This window comes from Streptomyces sp. Ag109_O5-10 (genome assembly GCF_900105755.1).
Lineage (GTDB): Bacteria > Actinomycetota > Actinomycetes > Streptomycetales > Streptomycetaceae > Streptomyces.
In genome coordinates this window covers 5,054,044-5,071,830 of the sequence record NZ_FNTQ01000001.1, presented here as the reverse complement: position 1 = coordinate 5,071,830, position 17,787 = coordinate 5,054,044, and the positions used below count along the sequence as shown (strand labels likewise).

The 17,787-nt window shown below is 71.1% G+C and carries 18 protein-coding genes; 6 read left to right on the top strand and 12 right to left on the bottom strand.

Annotation, left to right across the window (positions count from 1 at the left end):
* Positions 1–148: 148 nt before the first annotated feature.
* The 4 genes from BLW82_RS46335 to BLW82_RS23230 all read right to left on the bottom strand — a co-directional run bounded on the left by BLW82_RS46335 (position 149) and on the right by BLW82_RS23230 (position 3,820).
* The gene (locus BLW82_RS46335; protein ID WP_218162378.1) at positions 149–547 is read right to left on the bottom strand and encodes an HIT family protein; all 399 of its coding nucleotides are present in this window, start codon (positions 545–547) and stop codon (positions 149–151) included.
* A gap of 786 nt (positions 548–1,333) precedes the next feature.
* Positions 1,334–1,741, bottom strand: coding sequence for a hypothetical protein (locus tag BLW82_RS23240; protein WP_093501382.1), 408 nt, complete (start codon positions 1,739–1,741; stop codon positions 1,334–1,336).
* 30 nt (positions 1,742–1,771) lie between these two features.
* Positions 1,772–2,371 carry a TNT domain-containing protein gene (locus tag BLW82_RS23235; protein ID WP_177233039.1) on the bottom strand — a complete coding sequence of 200 codons (600 nt, stop codon included), beginning with the start codon at positions 2,369–2,371 and terminating at the stop codon, positions 1,772–1,774.
* A gap of 687 nt (positions 2,372–3,058) precedes the next feature.
* Positions 3,059–3,820: a phosphoglyceromutase gene (locus BLW82_RS23230; RefSeq protein WP_093501378.1), complete on the bottom strand. Its 762-nt coding sequence runs from the start codon at positions 3,818–3,820 to the stop codon at positions 3,059–3,061.
* 200 nt (positions 3,821–4,020) lie between these two features.
* Here BLW82_RS23230 and BLW82_RS23225 point away from each other — a divergent pair, with 200 nt between their 5' ends.
* Positions 4,021–5,283, top strand: coding sequence for an MDR family MFS transporter (locus BLW82_RS23225; RefSeq protein ID WP_093501376.1), 1,263 nt, complete (start codon positions 4,021–4,023; stop codon positions 5,281–5,283).
* 70 nt (positions 5,284–5,353) lie between these two features.
* Here BLW82_RS23225 and BLW82_RS23220 read toward each other — a convergent pair whose 3' ends face one another.
* The gene (locus BLW82_RS23220; RefSeq protein WP_143063708.1) at positions 5,354–6,484 is read right to left on the bottom strand and encodes a right-handed parallel beta-helix repeat-containing protein; all 1,131 of its coding nucleotides are present in this window, start codon (positions 6,482–6,484) and stop codon (positions 5,354–5,356) included.
* A gap of 98 nt (positions 6,485–6,582) precedes the next feature.
* The gene (locus tag BLW82_RS23215; RefSeq protein WP_093501372.1) at positions 6,583–7,068 is read right to left on the bottom strand and encodes a DUF2000 domain-containing protein; all 486 of its coding nucleotides are present in this window, start codon (positions 7,066–7,068) and stop codon (positions 6,583–6,585) included.
* Between BLW82_RS23215 and BLW82_RS23210 the strand changes: the two genes are divergently transcribed.
* Positions 7,067–7,873, top strand: coding sequence for a helix-turn-helix domain-containing protein (locus BLW82_RS23210; protein WP_093501370.1), 807 nt, complete (start codon positions 7,067–7,069; stop codon positions 7,871–7,873). The two genes, BLW82_RS23215 and BLW82_RS23210, sit on opposite strands and share 2 nt — an antisense overlap.
* On the opposite strand, the gene BLW82_RS23205 is transcribed toward BLW82_RS23210, so the two are convergent.
* The 3 genes from BLW82_RS23205 to mshA form a co-directional block, all read right to left on the bottom strand.
* Positions 7,852–9,531, bottom strand: coding sequence for a glycosyl hydrolase family 28-related protein (locus tag BLW82_RS23205; RefSeq protein WP_177233038.1), 1,680 nt, complete (start codon positions 9,529–9,531; stop codon positions 7,852–7,854). The two genes, BLW82_RS23210 and BLW82_RS23205, sit on opposite strands and share 22 nt — an antisense overlap.
* A gap of 131 nt (positions 9,532–9,662) precedes the next feature.
* A complete protein-coding gene (locus BLW82_RS23200; protein WP_093501368.1) occupies positions 9,663–10,172 on the bottom strand; it encodes a type III secretion system chaperone family protein in 510 nt (169 codons plus the stop codon).
* Entirely contained in the window at positions 10,165–11,502 is a 1,338-nt protein-coding gene (gene mshA / locus BLW82_RS23195; RefSeq protein ID WP_177233037.1) for a D-inositol-3-phosphate glycosyltransferase, read from the bottom strand. Before mshA ends, BLW82_RS23200 begins: the two co-directional genes overlap by 8 nt.
* Before the next feature lie 269 nt (positions 11,503–11,771).
* Here mshA and BLW82_RS23190 point away from each other — a divergent pair, with 269 nt between their 5' ends.
* The 3 genes from BLW82_RS23190 to BLW82_RS23180 all read left to right on the top strand — a co-directional run bounded on the left by BLW82_RS23190 (position 11,772) and on the right by BLW82_RS23180 (position 15,481).
* Entirely contained in the window at positions 11,772–12,566 is a 795-nt protein-coding gene (locus BLW82_RS23190; protein ID WP_093501364.1) for a class I SAM-dependent methyltransferase, read from the top strand.
* 190 nt (positions 12,567–12,756) lie between these two features.
* Positions 12,757–13,881, top strand: coding sequence for a C40 family peptidase (locus BLW82_RS23185; protein ID WP_093501362.1), 1,125 nt, complete (start codon positions 12,757–12,759; stop codon positions 13,879–13,881).
* A gap of 289 nt (positions 13,882–14,170) precedes the next feature.
* On the top strand, positions 14,171–15,481 hold the full coding sequence (locus BLW82_RS23180; protein WP_093501360.1) for a PP2C family protein-serine/threonine phosphatase: 1,311 nt from the start codon (positions 14,171–14,173) through the stop codon (positions 15,479–15,481).
* 116 nt (positions 15,482–15,597) lie between these two features.
* On the opposite strand, the gene BLW82_RS23175 is transcribed toward BLW82_RS23180, so the two are convergent.
* The 3 genes from BLW82_RS23175 to BLW82_RS23165 all read right to left on the bottom strand — a co-directional run bounded on the left by BLW82_RS23175 (position 15,598) and on the right by BLW82_RS23165 (position 17,244).
* Positions 15,598–15,948, bottom strand: coding sequence for a DUF2516 family protein (locus BLW82_RS23175; protein WP_093501358.1), 351 nt, complete (start codon positions 15,946–15,948; stop codon positions 15,598–15,600).
* Between the two features lie 109 nt (positions 15,949–16,057).
* Positions 16,058–16,690: a hypothetical protein gene (locus BLW82_RS23170; RefSeq protein ID WP_093501356.1), complete on the bottom strand. Its 633-nt coding sequence runs from the start codon at positions 16,688–16,690 to the stop codon at positions 16,058–16,060.
* Between the two features lie 77 nt (positions 16,691–16,767).
* Positions 16,768–17,244, bottom strand: coding sequence for a helix-turn-helix domain-containing protein (locus BLW82_RS23165; protein ID WP_093501354.1), 477 nt, complete (start codon positions 17,242–17,244; stop codon positions 16,768–16,770).
* A 191-nt stretch (positions 17,245–17,435) separates the two neighbouring features.
* Between BLW82_RS23165 and BLW82_RS23160 the strand changes: the two genes are divergently transcribed.
* A complete protein-coding gene (locus BLW82_RS23160) occupies positions 17,436–17,759 on the top strand; it encodes a hypothetical protein (RefSeq protein WP_143063707.1) in 324 nt (107 codons plus the stop codon).
* Positions 17,760–17,787 lie beyond the last annotated feature (28 nt).

Sequence of the window (17,787 nt, the reverse complement as noted above, 5' to 3'; positions counted from 1 at the left end):
TCGTAACCACGGGCTTGGGGGTTTGGTCCGAGGCGAATTCGGCGAACCACGCTTGGAGGCCGATGTATCCGACACGCTGCTGGAATTTTGCGTCCATCGGAGCCTTCGACCACGCCACAGTCACCCCGGGTCGCCACCGTGGCTGCAGTCATAGTGGTTGCGGTACTTCGTTGCTTATCAAACGCAGTCGTTCGACCATCGCCGCGGCCTCGCCTTCCCCACCTCGAGGTGCGTCTGGCCACTCGTCGACTCGTTGCCACCAGTAGTCACGGGGAGTCCCGGGGTATCGGGGCAGGAGGTGGACGTGCAGATGGGGAAGGTTATCGCCAATGACGGCGGCGTATACGTGCTCGGCACCGCCGGCTTCACGCAGCGCGGCAGCGGCTCGGGTGCACCAGAAGCCCACACGCCGGGCCTCCGCGTCGTTGAGATCAGCAAGCCCTGGAGCATGTCGGCGGGGTTCCACCAGAAGATGGCCGAGGTAAACCGAGTCCGCGCCACCGGGAGCTCGCGGCGACAGATGTGAGACAACCACGAGGTCGTCCATCCATACCGCCCCTCCAGGCATCAGCGAGTCGTCACGGTGCTTCCGGCAAACGAAACAGTCGCCTGGTGAGACTTCAGCTGTCATGGAACCACCCATCTCCTCCGTGATAGCTGGCCTAATGTCAGGCTAGTGCGCGACGCTGTGTATTGGAGCTGTGATCGGACGACTGCCGCGCTGTGGACGGCAGGGCACAGGGCACCATCGGGAGCCGTAGACTCCGGATCGGCTGATCCTCGGGCAGGGGGGACTATGGGTCGGCGGCTCATCGAGCGCACGTGGAACTGGAGCGTGCGGCAGAAGGTGGCGGCCTACCTGGTTTCGCAAGCCCTGTTGCTGGGCGTGCTGCTGGCTGTGGTGGTTGGCGGGGCCATCGGCGTGCCACTCCCGGTCTTGGTTGCCGTGTGGTGCGGTCCTGCCCTGGGCGGGCTCATAGGAGTGTGGCGGAGCGCGAGAAATTCATCCGCTGTACCTTCGGCGCCCGGCGACATCGACGCTGGACGTTGACATCCTCAACCCACCACTCTCGCCGGCTCCGATCCCCTCTGCCATCGCCCCACACACCATGGAGCGGGCGGGTTCATGGCGTCCAGGTGGAGAACGCCACTGTACGAACGACCTGGACGCCATGGGCCGCGTCTGCTCGGCTCTGCCTGGGGCCTCGGGCTGGGCCAGACCCCGTCTGCGGACGGGCCGAGGAAGTCCGGCTGTTCGGGCGTCGGCACACCCGTGAACACCTCGGCCGCCTCCCCCGAGTTCTTCGTCACCGGGGCGAGGCCGGGCGCCGGGTCATCCCGCCGACGGGGGTTGCGTACGACCGTCGTCGGGGCGAGGCTCTTCTGTGGTCCGGCCGCGGGCCTCGGCCAGGGCCTGGTCCAGTGTTTCGCGGGCCCGCCGTTGGACGCCTTCACCGCCGTGCAGGAGCTGATCCGTCTCCTCGGGAGTGGGTGGCTCGGGCGGAGGTCCCTCGTCGGTCAGGCGGTCGTGGAGCCAGCGGCACGCCTGGTCCTCGTCCGTGAACCGTTCCCACACCTCGCGCGTGCCGCGCTCATGGACACCCACGGCCCACAGGCCGCCGCGCTCCTCAAGGAAGTAGCGATCGGTCATGTGAGGCCCGTGGGGACAGCCCTGGATCTCGTAGTACGCCTCCGGGACGCCGGCCGACCGAAGAGCGCGGCACAGCTCGAACCGGTTCATGGAGCCAGTCTCCCACCACGGGCCACACGGTCATGACCGGGACGGATACGTGGTCTTCAGCCGCACGAGGGTGCCGTTGTTCACCAGGTCGGCCACGTTGGTGCGGGGAATGCTCGGGCAGAACGAGCTCGAGGTCACGTACTGGGTGCCCGTGCCCGGTTGCTCGAACGCCGGGGCCTGCGGTCCCGCGCACACGGTGACGTCCTTGGCCAGCCGGTACAGGTGGTAGTCGTAGGGGTAGCGAGGGTCGATGGTGTTGAGGCTGGACGGCGGGAGCGCCCTCAGCCCGTATTTCGTGCCTGCCGGGGCGAGGAACCGGCCCGCCTCGGCGCCGAAGCGGTCGAGCATCAGGCTCTGGTTCGCGTGCAGCACCAACGGCGCCGCGATGACGGCGCCCTGGGCGTTGTGCGCGAAGCCGTCGTCCGGCGGATAGCGCCAGTCGCCCTGGCCCGAATCGGCGGTCGGATTCCACCAGCGGTCCAGGAACCCCACGGCGGTGAGGCCGCCGAGCCGGTTGTAGCCCTTGACGATGGCTCCCACCGGCCCGCCGGTCGGCAACCGACTGGGGCCGAGCCGCCAGTCGCCGCAGAAGTAGTACGGGCGGTAGGCCGCGGGGATGGGGTAGGGCACCAGCCCCCTGCATGCGCGTGGCTCACCGGGCCCGGTTTGCCCGCCGCCGGGCTGCGCAAGAGGTCCGACCGGTGCGGGTGCCGACGTGTCCGGCCGGGCCTGCCGAACGGCTGCCGCCCGGCCGTCGCGGTCGGCAGCGGTCGCGGACGACGAGACTGAAGCGCCCATGACGAGGAAACCGGACAGGCTGACCGCGGAGACGACGCCGGCCCACCACCTTGACGATTTCACTGAACCTCCCGAAGGGGGCCGATTGCTGGGAAGCGGCCCGGCCAGCCGGACATCGGCCACGGATCATCCGATAAGACGGGATCACTGAAGCCGCGAGGAGGGACGAGCGCGAAGGAACCTGCCGCAGCTGCGTCCGAACGAATGTCTCGGTTCATACGGGGAGCCCAACCGCCGAGCGGCCCCCGAACGCCGGCGGAGCGATTCAGGGCGGGAGCTGCCTCGGCGCGGGCGATCACGACCCCATACGCCGTGCGAGCCAATGAAAGCCAGGTTCATGACAAGATTGTCCTCGGCACAGGTGACGGCCAGCTCGCCGAAGGTCACAACAAGCTGCGTGCGGATTCCCCGCTGTGGGCGCCGAGCCACGCAACCGGTGAGGAACAGCGAAGCGGCCCGGCCCACCAAAAGCCCCCGCCCCGCAAAAAACTCGCGGGGCGGGGGCTTGCCGGTGTCGCGTTACTTCTTCTTGCCCTGGTTCTTGACCGCCTCGATGGCGGCCGCTGCCGCGTCCGGGTCGAGGTACTGGCCGCCCGGGGTGATCGGCTTGAAGTCGGCGTCGAGTTCGTAGGCGAGGGGGATGCCCGTGGGGATGTTGAGGCCGGCGATGTCGGCGTCCGAGATGCCGTCGAGGTGCTTGACCAGGGCGCGCAGGCTGTTGCCGTGGGCGGCGACGAGGACCGTGCGGCCGGCCAGGAGGTCGGGGACGATGCCGTCGTACCAGTAGGGCAGCATGCGGACGACGACGTCCTTGAGGCACTCCGTGCGGGGGCGCAGCTCCGGGGGGATGGAGGCGTAGCGCGGGTCGGAGGCCTGGGAGAACTCCGAGTCGTCCGGGAGCGGCGGGGGCGGGGTGTCGTACGAGCGGCGCCAGAGCATGAACTGCTCCTCGCCGAACTCGGCCAGCGTCGCCGCCTTGTCCTTGCCCTGGAGGGCGCCGTAGTGGCGCTCGTTCAGGCGCCAGCTGCGGTGGACCGGGATCCAGTGGCGGTCGGCGGCTTCGAGGGCGAGCTGCGCCGTGCGGATCGCCCGCTTCTGGAGGGACGTGTGGACCACGTCGGGGAGCAGGTCGGCGTCCTTGAGGAGTTCACCGCCGCGGACTGCCTCCTTCTCGCCCTTCTCGTTGAGGTTGACGTCCACCCAGCCGGTGAACAGGTTCTTCGCGTTCCACTCGCTCTCGCCGTGACGGAGGAGGATCAGCTTGTACGGTGCGTCGGCCATGGGACAGAGCGTAATCCACGGATTCGGGGCGGCGGGCGGGCGGCCGCGGGGCGTCCCAGGGGGCGGACAGTTGACTGCATTTGTTAATTGACTGGCTCAGCCGAGCGGTCGGTAAGTAAGTTCCAGTAGCGGTCCGTGGCGCTTACAGAAACCGCATCCGCACCGCATCCGCACCGCTTACGCCTGCCCTGGGGGAAACCATGCCGTCCGCCGCCCTGCGCCGCGCCGTCCGGGAGACCGTCTCCGGTCTGCCCCGGGAGTTCTGGTGGCTGTGGACCAGCACCCTCGTCAACCGGCTGGGCGCCTTCGTGGCCACCTTCATGGCCCTGTACCTGACCCTCGACCGGGGGTACAGCGCGTCGTACGCCGGGCTCGTCGCCTCCCTGCACGGGCTGGGCGGGGTGGTCTCGTCGCTGGGCGGCGGGGTGATGGCCGACCGGCTGGGACGGCGGCCGACCCTGCTCGTCGCGCAGGGGTCCACCGCCGCGGCCGTCGCGCTCCTCGGGTTCGTGCAGGACCCTGTCGCCATCGCCGCCGTCGCCTTCCTCGTCGGCGTGGCCTCCAACGCCTCCCGGCCGGCCGTGCAGGCGATGATGGCCGACATCGTGCGGCCCGAGGACCGGGTGCGGGCCTTCTCGCTCAACTACTGGGCGATCAACCTGGGCTTCGCCGTGTCGTCCATGGGGGCCGGGTTCATCGCCGAGGTGAGCTACCGCGCCGGGTTCCTGATCGAGGCGGGGATGACCGCCGTCTGCGCCGTCCTCGTCTTCCTGCGGCTGCCCGAGTCACGGCCCCGGCGGGCCGCCGCCGAAGTCGCCGAGGGCAGCGAGGTCAGTCTGCTGACCGTGGTGCGCGACGGGCGGTACATGGGCGTCGTCGGGCTGTCGTTCCTGGTCGCCCTGATCTTCCAGCAGGGGTCGGTCGGGCTGCCGGTGGCGATGGGCGAGGCCGGGTTCACGCCCGCCGACTACGGCATGGCCATCGCCGTGAACGGCGTCCTCATCGTGGTGCTGCAGATTCCGGTGACCCGGGTCATCCAGCACCGGGATCCGCGGTCCCTGCTCGTCGTCTCGTCCCTGCTCGCCGGGTACGGGTTCGGGCTCACCGCGTTCGCAGGTTCGGTCGGGGTGTTCGCGCTCACCGTGTGCGTGTGGACGCTCGCCGAGATCGTCAACGCACCCACCCAGACGGGGCTGGTGGTACAGCTGTCGCCGGTGCACGGGAGGGGCAGGTACCAGGGGATGTACACGCTGTCCTGGTCCGCCGCCGCGCTCATCGCGCCGCTGCTGTCCGGCGTCGTCATCGACCGGTTCGGGGCGCGGTGGCTGTGGGGGGTGTGCGCGGTCGTGGGGACGGCGGCGGCTCTCGGGTACGGGCTGCTGATGCGGCGGCTGCCGGTGGAACGGCCGGTGGCGGCGGCCGGGGCGGATGCGGAGGCGGACGCGGGGGTGCGGGCGGCCTGAGCGCGGTGCGGGCCCCGGTCCTCCTACGACGGAGGACCGGGGCCCTTTCCACGGCCGCGGGCGGGTGGTGTCAGTCCGTGCAGCCCGGTACCCGGTTCGGGGTGCAGTTGGTCGGGATGTTGCCGACGACCTTCGAGTCCGTCACCGAGACGTCGTTGGTGCTGAAGACCCCGCCGGGTGCCACCGTGGAGGCGTTGTTGCGGACGTTGCTGTGGTCGAGGGTGACAGTTCCGCCGTTGTTGTAGATGCCGCCGCCCACCGATGCAGCGGGGCCGTTCGCGCTGTTGCGGAAGACGTCGGTGTCTTTGAGACGGAGCCCGCCCGTGTTGTAGATGCCGCCGCCCAGGCCCCCCACGCCGCCGACGACGTTGCCACTGACCTCGGACTTCGCCAGCCTCAGGTTCCCGGCGTTGTAGATCCCGCCGCCCCTGGTGCCCGTGTCGGTGTTGTTCGTGATCTTGCTGTCGACGATCTCCGTCAAGTTGCTGCCGGCGACGAAGATGCCGCCGCCGTTCAAGGACCCGGCCGCGGTGTTGCGCCGGATCACACTCGAGCCGACGAAGATGCTGTCCCCGGACTGGTAGATCCCACCGCCGGAGTACCGGGCGTGGTTGCGGGCGAACTCGGAATTCTCGACGGTCACGGTCCCCCTGGTGTAGAGGCCACCGCCGTTGTTGGCGTTGTTGAACGCCACATAGCTGCTTCTGATCTCCGCCGACCCGCCCGGCTCCACCGCGATGCCGCCACCGCCCCCCACGGCGGTGCTCTGCCCGACGGTGTTGTCGACCACATCGACCTTCGACAGCCTGAGCGCGCCGCCGTTGACGCGGATGCCGGCGCCGTCCCCGGAGATGAGATAGCCGCCGCGGACAGTGAGGTCCTGCAGACGCAGGTTGCCGTTCGAGGCGATGTCGAAGATCCGGAACGCAGAGCCACTCGTCCCGTCCCGGAGGATCGTCGCGCCATTGCCCCGGATCGTGAGGTCCTTGCCGATGGCCGGCAGAGCGGTGCTCAGGTGGTAGGTGCAGTCGCGGCGGAGATCAATGGTCTCGCCGTTCCGCGCGGTGGCGATGGCAAGGCTCAGCGCCGTCCCGCTGCACGGCACCCGGTCCGGATCCGCTGCGGCCGCCCCTCCGCTCGTCAGCACCGTGACGATCGCTGCCGCAACCGCGGCCGCACTGCAGAATCTGATGTATCGCATGACAGTCACATGCGACGCCCGACCCCCGCAGCAACAATTACGATCATCAGATCACCCGGTCACCGGAGGAAATTCCTCCTGTCAGGCGAAGAAGCGGGTCACGGATGCATCCGCGCCCCCTTCAGCACCTTGTCCACCGCGTTCCGCGGCCCGTACACCGAGAGCCCCACCAGGTCCAGCTCCGCCGTGGGCATGGCGCGGACCGCCGCCCGGTTGTCGCGGTCGTTACCGGTCGTGAACAGGTCCGCGGTGAAGACGGCCCGCGGCAGGGCGCGGCCCAGCGCCCGCTCGTGCGCGGCCTTCAGCGTCTCCTTCGCACCCTCGAAGACCAGCACCGGCTGCCGGAACATCGGCAGGTACGCGACGCCGTCCGCGTCCTCGTACGGCTCCCCGACCACCTCGGGGAGCGTCGCGCCCAGGCCGCTGACCAGGAACGCGGTCACGTTCAGCCGCTGCCAGGGCTCCAGGTCGTCCCGCAGCAGCACGGCGATCTTCGTGTCGAAACGGACGGCGTCCGTAGGGGGAGTGCTCATGCCCCGAGACTGCCGGGCGTCGCACGCCCCCGTCTTGTACGTTCTTTGCATGGCCGCCCGGCAGTCCGACGCACGGGAAGTAACCGCCTGGCGCCCCGGTGTCCCGGGCGTCACCGAGGTCTTCCACGCCCGTTTCACCGAGTACGCGTACCCGATGCACGTCCACGACGCCTGGACGCTGCTCATCGTGGACGACGGCGCCGTGCGGTACGACCTGGAGCGCCACGAGCACGGCACCCCGGCCGACACCGTGACCCTGCTGCCGCCGCACGTCCCGCACAACGGCTCCCCCGCCACCGCGGACGGCTTCCGCAAGCGCGTGGTCTACCTGGACGAGAGCGTCCTCGGACCGGGCCTGATCGGGCCGGCCGTCGACGGGCCCGACCTGCGCGACCCCCTGCTGCGGCGGCGGGTGGGCCAGCTGCACTCCGTGCTCGTCCGCCCCGGCGACGAGCTGGAGGCCGAGAGCCGGCTGACCCTCATCGGCGAGCGGCTGCGGGACCTGCTCCGCCCCCGGCCCGTGACCCCCGACCCCACTGACCCGGTCCTCGCCCGCACCCTGCGCGACCTCCTCGACGAGCGGGTGGCCGACGGGCTCGGCCTGGCGGAGGCGGCCCGGCTGCTGCACGCCCACCCCGCCCACCTGGTACGCGCGTTCAGCGGCGCGTACGGCATCGCCCCGCACCAGTACCTGACGTCCCGCCGGGTCGGCCGGGCCCGCCGCCTGCTGCTCGACGGCGTGCCGCCCGGCGAGACGGCCACCGCCGCCGGCTTCTACGACCAGGCCCATCTCACCCGGCACTTCAGGCGGCTGGTCGGGGTGACGCCGGGGCGCTACCGGAGCAGCGCGCGCTGAGCCTCGTACAGGTTCCGCGGCCGTACCGCGTCCCGGGTGCCGTACAGCTCCAGGCGGGAGTGCAGGTCGCCGGTGAAGTCCGGTACGTCGATCTGGTCGAACTCGGTGACCTCGTTGAGGCCGACCGTCGCGGAGTACGGGGCCAGCCCGTCCAGGCGCATCAGGCCCGCGCGGCCGTTGGTCACTCGAACGTTCCAGTGGGTGAAGCGGGCGCCGAACAGCGGTCCCGCGTTGGCGTCGCCGCCGTGCCGGCCGTTGTTGTTCACGGTGATGTCGGTGCGGACGTTGGCGAACGGCAGGCCGCGGTGGGAGTCGAAGGTGCCCATCTGCATCTCGCCGCGCGACCAGACGTTGTGGGAGGACAGACCTTCGACGTTGATGCCGTGGAGTTGGGTGTCGGACGGGGCCGGGACCGTGCGCTCCTCAATGGTGAAGTCCTCGACCAGGTTGTCGTGCGAGCCCTCGCGGCAGAAGTAGGGGTGGTGCTCGCCCCGGCCGCCGACCCGGGTGCGGCGCAGGGTGCAGGCGGAGGCGGCGACCAGGCCGAAGCCGTTGTCGACGTTGCGGACGGTGACGTCGTCCACCCAGCAGTCGTACGCGCACTGCAGGACGACCCCGTTGTAGCCCTTGTCGAGGAGGTGCGGGGACTGCGGGGTCTCCATCACGTCGAGGGTGAGGCCCTCGACGCCGGAGCCGGTCAGCTCCCGGACGTGGGTGGTGAACTGGGGGTTCCACTCCGGGCGGAGGTCCAGCGGCAGCGGGCGTTCCAGCGTCACCCGGCGGCCGCGCACCGCCGTGACCCGGACGGGCCACTCGTAGGGCACGTACGACAGCAGCTTGGTCTTGTCCTCCCAGTAGTACGACGCCGGTCCCGGGCCGCCGCCGGACATGTGCTGGAGGAGGGTGTGGGCGGTGTCGTCGGCGATCCGGAGCAGGACCAGGCGGCCGGGGCGGAGGCCGGAGGGGTCGGTGACGGTGACCGTCCGGTCGCCCTGGCGGGCCGGTTCGACGGAGGTCAACTGCTCCCACTCGTCGCGCCTGTTGCCCGTCCAGCCCTCGAACGGCCAGGCCTGCGCCTTGATCGCGGCGACCAGGGAGTCCCAACGGGCCTTCGGCGCCAGCCAGATGAGGCCGCCGGCCCAGGACCACGCCGACTTCGTGCCGCCGTAGCGCGAGCCGTACGGGCCGATCAGCTCGGTGAGGTTCTTCGTCGCGTACAGGGTCGTACGGCCGCTGCCGGCGCCGCGCAGCACCACGTTGTCGTGGCCGACCAGGATCAGGCCGTCGATGCGGAAGGTGCCAGGCGGGATGGTGACCGTGCCACCGCCGGCCCTGGCGGCAGCGGCGATGGCACGGTTGATCGCGGGGGCGCAGTCGGTGACGCCGTCGGCGACGGCGCCGTACGCGCGGACGTCGGCGACGACCGGGAGGCGCCGGATGCGGGCCGCTCCGGCCCGGCCGACGTAGGGGATCTGCGGGTGGGTGAAGGGGGTGCGCCGGAACTCCCGCCACAGGGAGGGCACCTGGTCGTCGGAGGCACTGCCGCCGAAGGCGTGGGCCGTGCCGCCCGCCACGGCGGTCGCGGCCACCGCCGTGGCGCCGGCGAGCAGGGTCCGTCTGGTCATACCCGCGGTCACGTGGTGGTGCGTGGTGCTCATGCCGTACGTCCTTCCCATGGCGGATTTCATGGTTGTGAACGACGTTCATATGTGCGTCGGCGGTGAGCATGCCATGACGGCCCGGTGCGGTGAAAGAGTCGTGCAGGCCTCAATCAGGTACGGACCTGAGGTCAGTCAGCGGGGCGTTCGATCAGGTGCGTGAACGCGTCGAGGTTGCGCGTGGACTCGCCCCGGGACACCCGCCAGGCGTACTCCTTGCGGATCGCGGAGGCGAAGCCCAGCTCCAGGAGGGTGTTGAAGGCGCCGTCCGCGGCCTCCAGGACCTGGCCGAGGAGCCGGTCGAGGTCGGCGGCGGTGACGGAGGAGAGCGGGAGGCGGGCGGTCACGTAGACGTCGCCGAGGCGGTCGACGGCGTAACTCACGCCGTACAGCTTGAGGTTGCGCTCCAGGAGCCAGCGGTGGACGGCCGGTTCGTTCTCGTCCGGGTGCCGGATGACGAAGGCGTTCAGGGAGAGGGAGTGGCGGCCGACGATGAGGGAGACGGTCGTCCTCAGCTTGCGGGTGCCGGGCAGCTGCACGACGTAGGTGCCGGACTCCGGGCTCTCCCACTCCAGTTCGGCGTCCTTCAGGACACCCTCGATGACCTGGCCGGCCTGCCGTTCCTGCGCACCATCACCCATGGGCCGAGCGTACGCGACGGCGGTGGGACTGGGTCGCGGCCAGGTAGACGTCGGCGGTGGCGGCGGCCGCGGTGTCCCAGCCGAAGGACTGGGCGTGCCGGGCGGCGGCGCTGCCGAGACGGTCCGCCAGAGAGGTGTCGTCGGCGAGACGGCGCAGCACGCGCGCGTAGTCGGCGGGATCGTGACCGCGCACCAGGAAGCCGGTCTCGCCGTCCCGCACGGCCACCGGCAGGCCGCCGACCGAGGCGGCGAGGACGGGTGTGCCGGCCGCCTGGGCCTCTATCGCCACCAGGCCGAAGGACTCGCTGTAGGACGGCATGACCAGGACGGAGGCCGCCCGGAACCAGTCCGCGAGCTGCTCCTGGTCCACCGGCGGGCGGAACCGGACGACGTCCGCGATGCCGAGCCGCGCGGCCAGCTTCTGCAGCCCCTCCGGCTTGGCCAGGCCGCTGCCGCTGGGGCCGCCGACGATCGGCACGACGATCCGGGAGCGGAGCTCGGGGCGCTCGTCGAGGAGCACGGCGACGGCGCGGAGCAGCACGTCGGGGGCCTTGAGGGGCTGGATGCGGCCCGCGAAGAGCGGGATCAGGGCGTCCTGCGGGAGGTCCAGGCGGGCGCGGGCCGCCCTGCGCCCGTCCGCCGGGCGGAACCGGTCGAGGTTCACGCCGGGGTGGACGACGGCGACCTTGCCGGGGTCGGCGCTGTAGTGGCGTACGAGTTCGCCTGCCTCTTCGGAGGTGTTCGCGATGAGGCGGTCCGCCGCGGCGACGATCTGGGTCTCGCCGATGACCCGCGCCGCGGGCTCGGGGGTGTCGCCGTCGGCCAGGTTGGCGTTCTTGACCTTGGCCATGGTGTGCATCGCGTGCACCAGGGGGACCCCCCAGCGCTGGGCCGCCAGCCAGCCGACGTGGCCGGAGAGCCAGTAGTGCGAGTGGACGAGGTCGTAGTGGCCGGGGCGGTGACCGGCCCAGGCCTGCATGACGCCGTGCGTGAAGGCACACAGCTGGGCCGGGAGGTCCTCCTTGGCGAGGCCCTCGTAGGGGCCGGCGTCGATGTGCCGGACGAGGACGCCGGGGGCGAGCTCGACGGTGGGCGGGAGACCGCCGGAGGTCGCCCGGGTGAAGATCTCGACGTCGATGTCGATCGCGGCGAGACGCTGCGCGAGTTCGACGATGTAGACGTTCATGCCGCCGGCGTCTCCGGTGCCGGGCTGGTGGAGCGGTGAGGTGTGCACGGAGAGCATGGCGACGCGGCGCGGCCGGCGGGCCCGGCGGAGCCGGGAGGCAGCCGACGGGGAGCGACGCCCGAGCCTGCTGACGTACTGGCTCACGTGGCGGTCCTCTCTCGGGCGGGCATGCCGTTGGGAGGCATCGGGTGCCCCTCCAACGGGGTGCAACACGGAGGGGAGGATTCCCATTCCGGGGGTGGTTGATTTTGCCGACCCATTGCTTGTGGTCGCTCAACCGTTCGAGGGTGGGATGCGTGGGGGCGGTTCGGTGGTGGGTTCTGGCGCCGGGAGGTGGGGGCGGGTCGCGCGGTTCCCCGCGCCCCTCACGGGGCGCCTCACCTCGGGGCGCCGCACTGTTTACCCTTTGAGACATGACAGCCCGCGCCGCCTCCCGACCCGTGGGGAACGTGACGCGCGGGACCACCAATCCCAACCGGCTGCGCCGCATGGACCGGTGGATCGCCGTCACGCACGGCGGCGTGCTGCGTCGCGCCGCCGACCCGGTCGCCGTCGACCTCGGTTACGGTGCCGCGCCCTGGACCGCCGTCGAACTGCTCGGGCGGCTGCGCACCGTCGCGCCACGCGCGCGTGTCGTCGGGGTCGAGATCGATCCCGCACGGGTCGCCGCGGCCCGGCCGTACGAGCGCGAGGGGCTCGCCTTCCGGCACGGCGGATTCGAGATCCCGGTCCCCGTACGGCCGTTGCTGATCCGCGCGGCCAACGTGCTGCGGCAGTACGACGAGGGCGAGGTCGCCGAGGTGTGGCGGCGGCTGTGCGGGCGGCTGGCGCCGGACGGGCTGCTGGTCGAGGGGACCTGTGACGAGATCGGCCGGCGGCACGTGTGGGTCGCGCTCGGGGCGGAGGGGCCGCGGACGGTGACCTTCGCGACCCGGCTCGGCTCCCTGGAACGCCCGTCCGACCTCGCCGAACGGCTGCCGAAGGCGCTCATCCACCGCAACGTGCCGGGCGAGCCGGTGCACGCGTTCCTGCGGGACTTCGACCGCGCGTGGGCGGCGGCCGCGCCCTACGCGTCCTACGGCGCCCGGCAGCGGTGGGTCCGGGCGGTGCGGGACCTGACGGCCGACTGGCCGGTGACGGACTCGGCGGCGCGCTGGCGGCAGGGCGAAGTGACCCTGACGTGGGAGGCGTTGGCACCGAGGGTCTGACGGGGCCGCCTGGGAACGATCTCGGTGAGTCGTTCGTCACAAGGGCGGGGAGATCGTCATGCTCGGGGGGAAACCGGGGAGGAACCCACCTGCCGTTACCTCTGTCGCTTTGCGGCACGCCGTGGCACGATCCTCCACGTGTCACAAGTTACTGACGGTTAATCAGTTTTTCCGGAGGGGGGGTCGGGCCATGGGACCGGACAAGCACACCGTCCGGCCGGGCGGGCGCGGGATCCTGGCGGCGGCGGTGACCGTGGTCTGTGCGGTGACGGTGCTCGCGGCACCCGGCACGGCGTTCGCGGCACCCGGACCGACGCCCTCCCCCGGCGCCTCGGCCGCCGCCGGCGGTTCCACTTCCGCCTCCGTGACCGTCCCGCCCGACAAGGACCTCGAGGCCGTCCAGGCGAAGCTGGACAAGCTCTACCACGACGCGGCCGTCGCCACCGACGCGTACAACGCCGCGGAGGAGGCGGCCCGGAAGCAGTCCGCCGAGATCGTCGGCCTGGCCAAGAAGATCGTCAAGGGGCAGCAGAAGCTCGACGGACTGAAGGAGCGGGCCGGCCGGGCGGCCGCCGCCCAGTACCGCACCGGCGGACTGCCGGACTCCGCCAAGCTGATGCTGAGCGACAACCCCTCCGAGTTCCTGGACGGGGCCGGGCGGGTACTCCAGGGCGAGCGGGCCACCAAGGCCCTGATCAGGGAAGTGACCCAGACCCAGCAGGACTTGAAGCAGTACGCGGCGGACGCGGCCGACCAGTGGAACAGACTGGAGGCCGGCCGCAAGGCGAAAGCCGCCGCCAAGAAGGAGATCACGCAGCGGATCGCCGCCGCCGAGAAGCTCGAGTCGACGCTGCAGAGGAAGCAGAAGGAGCGTCTCGCCGAACTGGAGCGGCAGTCCGCCTACAAGGCGCAGACGGCCTGGCTGGACACCGGGATACTCGACGAGATCCACAGCAAGGCGTCCGCGGCGGGCAGGAAGGCGGTCGCGTTCGCCACCGCCCAGCTCGGCAAGCCCTACGTGTGGGGCGCCGAGGGTCCGGACTCCTACGACTGCTCGGGGCTGACCTCGCAGGCCTGGGCGAGCGCCGGAAAGCCGATCCCGCGCACCTCCGAGGAGCAGTGGAAGCAGCTCAGGCACGTCGACGTGCAGGACATGCGCCCGGGCGACCTGATCATCTACTTCGACGACGCCAGCCATGTCGCGATGTACATCGGGGACGGCGCGATCATCCAGGCCCCGCGCCCGGGGCGGACGGTGTCGATCGGCGGCGCGGGGTCGATGCCGATCCTCGGGGTGGTACGGCCGGACGCCTGAGCACCGCCGGGCGGTTTACGCATGATGTCCCTTTCGTGAGCTGCGTCATGTGACGCGACGCACCGCAACACCCGCTCAAACTCAGGCAGCACGTGACCTTCGTCATCCCTGCCCGACGACCCTCTTGTCCAACTGCGGTACGGCACGCGGCATATGACAGTGGCCTGAGACAGGGCGACGTGGCTCACACCATTCCGTTGCGGCGGCCGGTACCGCTATGGTCCCCGTCGGGTGGGTCGAGGTCCCTCGCCCCGCCATGCCCTCGGGGGGAGGGAAGGAACCCAACACGATGCCCGTACCCGTACCGCGGCAGAGAGCGATCCCGGCCGTGGAGAGTGGTCAGGCGCCGGCCGCCGTGCCCGCACAGGGCGGCGGCCCCCTCAAGGAAGAGGCCAACCGCACGGAAGCCGCCACCCCGAACACCGGCGGCACCACTCTCACCCTGCTGCTGATCGAGGACGATCCGTCCGGTTCGCCGGTCCTGCCCGAGTTGCGGGACGCGTCCGGCACCTCGATCCGCGTCCGCACCGCCCGCAACCTCACCGAGGCCGAGCGGCTGCTGACCGATGACGTCCACTGCATCCTGCTGGACCTGGCGCTGCCGGCGCCGGGCGGCAAGGAGACGGAGGGCGAGCTCGCCGTGCTCAAGCACGTCCTTGAGCTCGCGCCCCGGCACGCCGTGCTGGCCCTCACCGCATCCGGTGACGCCGAGCGCGGCACCGAGGCCGTGCGCGTCGGCGCGCAGGACTACCTCTTCCGGGACGAACTGGACGGACGGCTGCTGAGCCGCGCCATCCGGTACGCCGTCGAGCGCAAGCGTTCCCTCACCACCGAGCGCAAGCTCGCGGAGGGGCGGCTGCGCGCCCAGGAGAACCGCCGCCTGGAGCGGGGCCTGCTGCCGACCCCGCTGCTGGACGGCTCCTCGCTGCGCTTCGCGGCCCGGTACCGGCCCGGCCGCTCCCGCGCACTGCTCGGCGGCGACTTCTACGACACCGTGCGCACGCCCGACGGGACCGTGCACGCGATGATCGGTGACGTGTGCGGGCACGGCCCGGACGAGGCCGCGCTCGGCGTGGAGCTGCGGATCGCCTGGCGGGCGCTGACCCTGGCGGGGCTGTGCGGCGACGAGCTGCTGTCCACGCTGCAGGAGGTGCTGGAGCACGAGCGCTCCGACGAGGAGATCTTCGCGACGCTCTGCACCGTCGACATAGCGCCGGACGGGCGCCGGGCCGGGCTGTGCCTGGCCGGGCATCCGGCGCCGCTGGTCGCCCGGCCGGGCCGGCCGGCCGAGCTGCTGCCGTACGAGAACAACGGCCCGGCGCTGGGGCTGCTGAAGGGTGCGCGGTGGCCGCGGATGCAGGTGGAGCTGGGCGCCGAGTGGAGCCTGATGCTCTACACCGACGGCCTGATCGAGGGCCGGGTGGGTTCGGGCGGGGAGCGGCTGGGGCAGGACGGGATGGTCGAGATGGTCCGCCGGCAGTTGGCCTCCGGCCTGACCGGGGAGGCGTTGCTGCGGGCGGCGGTGAACGAGGTGCGCCAGCTCAACGGGGGCGAGCTGACGGATGACGTGGCCGTTGTGCTGCTGGACCGGGGGGTTTGAGGGCGGCTGCTCGTCGGCGGGGGGCTGCCGTCGCCCGGGTGCGGGAGCGGTGTGGCTGGTCGCGCAGTTCCCCGCAGCCCCTGACGGGGCGCCCCGGTGGGCGTGTCGTGAAAGGCTCAGCGGCCGCCGTTGTACGGGCCGTACGGGCCGTCGCTGCTGCTGCCGCCTCGGCGGCCCCGCCAGCCGCCACCACCGCCGGAGACCTGCTTGACCGCGGGGCGGACGTCGACGAGGTAGACGATGCTCGCCACCACACCCGCGATCGGGAGGATGGAGAGGATCGAGAAGAGGTAGCTGACGACCAGGGCGATGGCCAGGATGACCAGCCAGAACACCTTGTTCTGCTTGTCGGCCGCGCGGAAGGCGTCCTCGCGCCGGAACACGGCGTCGACCAGTCCGAACGCTGCCAGCGCCATCAGGACGATCTTCAGCAGTCCCAGGAACCCTGCGAATCCCAGCATCAGCATGCCGTCACCACCCGCTCTCTCCCTATCCCTACGCGGCCACCGTACCCGCAGAACGGACCGGGCACCCTCAAGGTGCCCGGTCCGTACGTTCCGCTGACGCGTGCGCCGGTTACTTGGCGGGCGGGGTGCTCTTCCGGACCGGGGTGGCCTTGCGCGGGGCCGGGGTCTTCTTGGCGGCCGGGGCCTTCTTCGCCGCGGCCGGCTTGGCCTCGGCGGCCTTGGGCTCGTCCGCCTTCTTGTCGCCCTCCTTGACCGTGCCCGTCTCGACCTTGCCCTCGACGGCGATGGCCAGGTCCTCGATCTCGTCGGCGGCCTCGCCGCGCCAGGTCTTCACGGCCTGCTCGCCGTGCTCGGCGACCTTCTCATAGGTCTCACGGGCCTTGACGGCGTACTCGGCCGCCACGCCGACCTGGCGCAGCGCGAAGTCCTGGGCGGACTCGCCGAGCTTCTTGAGGTCGCCGTCGAGGGAGACGATGAAGTCGTTGACCTTGGTCTGAAGGCTGGCCTGCGCCTCCTTGGCCTTGACGCCGGCCTCCTTGGCGCGGGCGGCGGCCCTCTCCTGGACGGCCTTCGGGTCGGCCTTGCGGACCGCCTCGATGCGGGCCGGGGCCTCGGCGCGCAGCTGCTCGACCAGGGCGGGTACCTTCTTGGCCTGCTGGAGGGCCAGGTCGGCGGTGCCGGCGGCGAAGTAGAGCGGAGTCGGGTCGCTGAGGGTCTTGCGCAGGTCGTCGGTGATGGCCATGGTGATGGTCCTCCCGTATTAAAGTTCGGCTGAGGGTTGTGTGGTCCGCGGCGCGGCGGCCGGCGCGCTTGGCCGGCTCATCCGGCCGTCCGCCGCGGACCGGTCTCTCTGTCTTCGGTGTCGCTGCCGTCGGTGTCGCTGCCGACGTCGTCGTCCTCGGCGACTGCCAGGGTGCCCGTGCCGCCCGTCCGCTCCTCGCCCGACACGAAACCGTTCTCTTTCCTGAACGACTCGTAGATCTGCAGCAGCACCTGCTTCTGCCGCTCGTCGAGGGTGGGGTCGGCGAGGATGACCGCACGGGTCTCCACCTCGTTCAGATCCCGCTCGGCGTCGAGGATTCCGGCGCGGACGTACAGCGTCTCGGCGGAGATCCGCAGGGCCTTGGCGACCTGCTGGAGCACCTCCGCGCTCGGCTTGCGCAGCCCGCGCTCGATCTGGCTCAGGTACGGATTGGACACCCCGGCGGCATCGGCGAGCTGCCTGAGTGACAGCTGCGCGTTGCGCCGCTGTTCACGCAGATACTCACCGAGATTGCCGACGTTCAGCGATGCCATGCCTCCACCTTGCCTCATCGTCGCTAACAATTGCAAGCACCTGCTTGCAAAAGTGTGCCGCACCATACCCGGATGGCCGCTCCGTCGGCCCGGCCGGTGTCCGTTCTCCGTAGATGTGGCGAGTCCCGGTGGTTCTGGCAAACGACATGGCGGAGTCCCGGCGAAGCCGGCCGGCCTGCACGGTCCACCGCATGGTTGACGCGTTCGACGTGGCTCAAGCTCTGCGCGGCGGAACCCCCGGCAGGGCGGGAGCCTGGGCCTCCGTTCGGAACTTTGCCGCAGCGCGGGCGAAACCGCTCGCCGACGGCGCGGGCACGCGAGCCGAGGAGATGCCGGGGATCGCGCTGCCGACCGCGTTGCGCGAGGCGTATTCGCTCCTCGGCACGCGTCACGACCTCACCGGCAACCAGATCCCGCTGCCGCGCCCTTCCGAGCTGTTCGTACGCGACGAGTTCGGTGGAGGGCCCGTCTTCCGCAGCGAGACCCGGGGATGCGCTTTATGGGGAGTGCGGTGAACCTCTGGAGTGCCGGGCACCTCTGACA

Excerpts from the sequence above, each read along its gene's own strand:
- BLW82_RS46335 (WP_218162378.1), bottom strand. The coding sequence starts at position 547 with ATGGACGACCTCGTGGTTGTCTCACATCTGTCGCCGCGAGCTCCCGGT.
- BLW82_RS23240 (WP_093501382.1), bottom strand. The coding sequence starts at position 1,741 with ATGAACCGGTTCGAGCTGTGCCGCGCTCTTCGGTCGGCCGGCGTCCCG.
- BLW82_RS23230 (WP_093501378.1), bottom strand. The coding sequence starts at position 3,820 with ATGGCCGACGCACCGTACAAGCTGATCCTCCTCCGTCACGGCGAGAGC.
- BLW82_RS23225 (WP_093501376.1), top strand. The coding sequence starts at position 4,021 with ATGCCGTCCGCCGCCCTGCGCCGCGCCGTCCGGGAGACCGTCTCCGGT.
- BLW82_RS23220 (WP_143063708.1), bottom strand. The coding sequence starts at position 6,484 with ATGCGATACATCAGATTCTGCAGTGCGGCCGCGGTTGCGGCAGCGATC.
- BLW82_RS23210 (WP_093501370.1), top strand. The coding sequence starts at position 7,067 with ATGGCCGCCCGGCAGTCCGACGCACGGGAAGTAACCGCCTGGCGCCCC.
- BLW82_RS23215 (WP_093501372.1), bottom strand. The coding sequence starts at position 7,068 with ATGCAAAGAACGTACAAGACGGGGGCGTGCGACGCCCGGCAGTCTCGG.
- BLW82_RS23205 (WP_177233038.1), bottom strand. The coding sequence starts at position 9,531 with ATGAGCACCACGCACCACCACGTGACCGCGGGTATGACCAGACGGACC.
- BLW82_RS23200 (WP_093501368.1), bottom strand. The coding sequence starts at position 10,172 with ATGGGTGATGGTGCGCAGGAACGGCAGGCCGGCCAGGTCATCGAGGGT.
- BLW82_RS23190 (WP_093501364.1), top strand. The coding sequence starts at position 11,772 with ATGACAGCCCGCGCCGCCTCCCGACCCGTGGGGAACGTGACGCGCGGG.
- BLW82_RS23185 (WP_093501362.1), top strand. The coding sequence starts at position 12,757 with ATGGGACCGGACAAGCACACCGTCCGGCCGGGCGGGCGCGGGATCCTG.
- BLW82_RS23180 (WP_093501360.1), top strand. The coding sequence starts at position 14,171 with ATGCCCGTACCCGTACCGCGGCAGAGAGCGATCCCGGCCGTGGAGAGT.
- BLW82_RS23175 (WP_093501358.1), bottom strand. The coding sequence starts at position 15,948 with ATGCTGATGCTGGGATTCGCAGGGTTCCTGGGACTGCTGAAGATCGTC.
- BLW82_RS23170 (WP_093501356.1), bottom strand. The coding sequence starts at position 16,690 with ATGGCCATCACCGACGACCTGCGCAAGACCCTCAGCGACCCGACTCCG.
- BLW82_RS23165 (WP_093501354.1), bottom strand. The coding sequence starts at position 17,244 with ATGGCATCGCTGAACGTCGGCAATCTCGGTGAGTATCTGCGTGAACAG.
- BLW82_RS23160 (WP_143063707.1), top strand. The coding sequence starts at position 17,436 with ATGGTTGACGCGTTCGACGTGGCTCAAGCTCTGCGCGGCGGAACCCCC.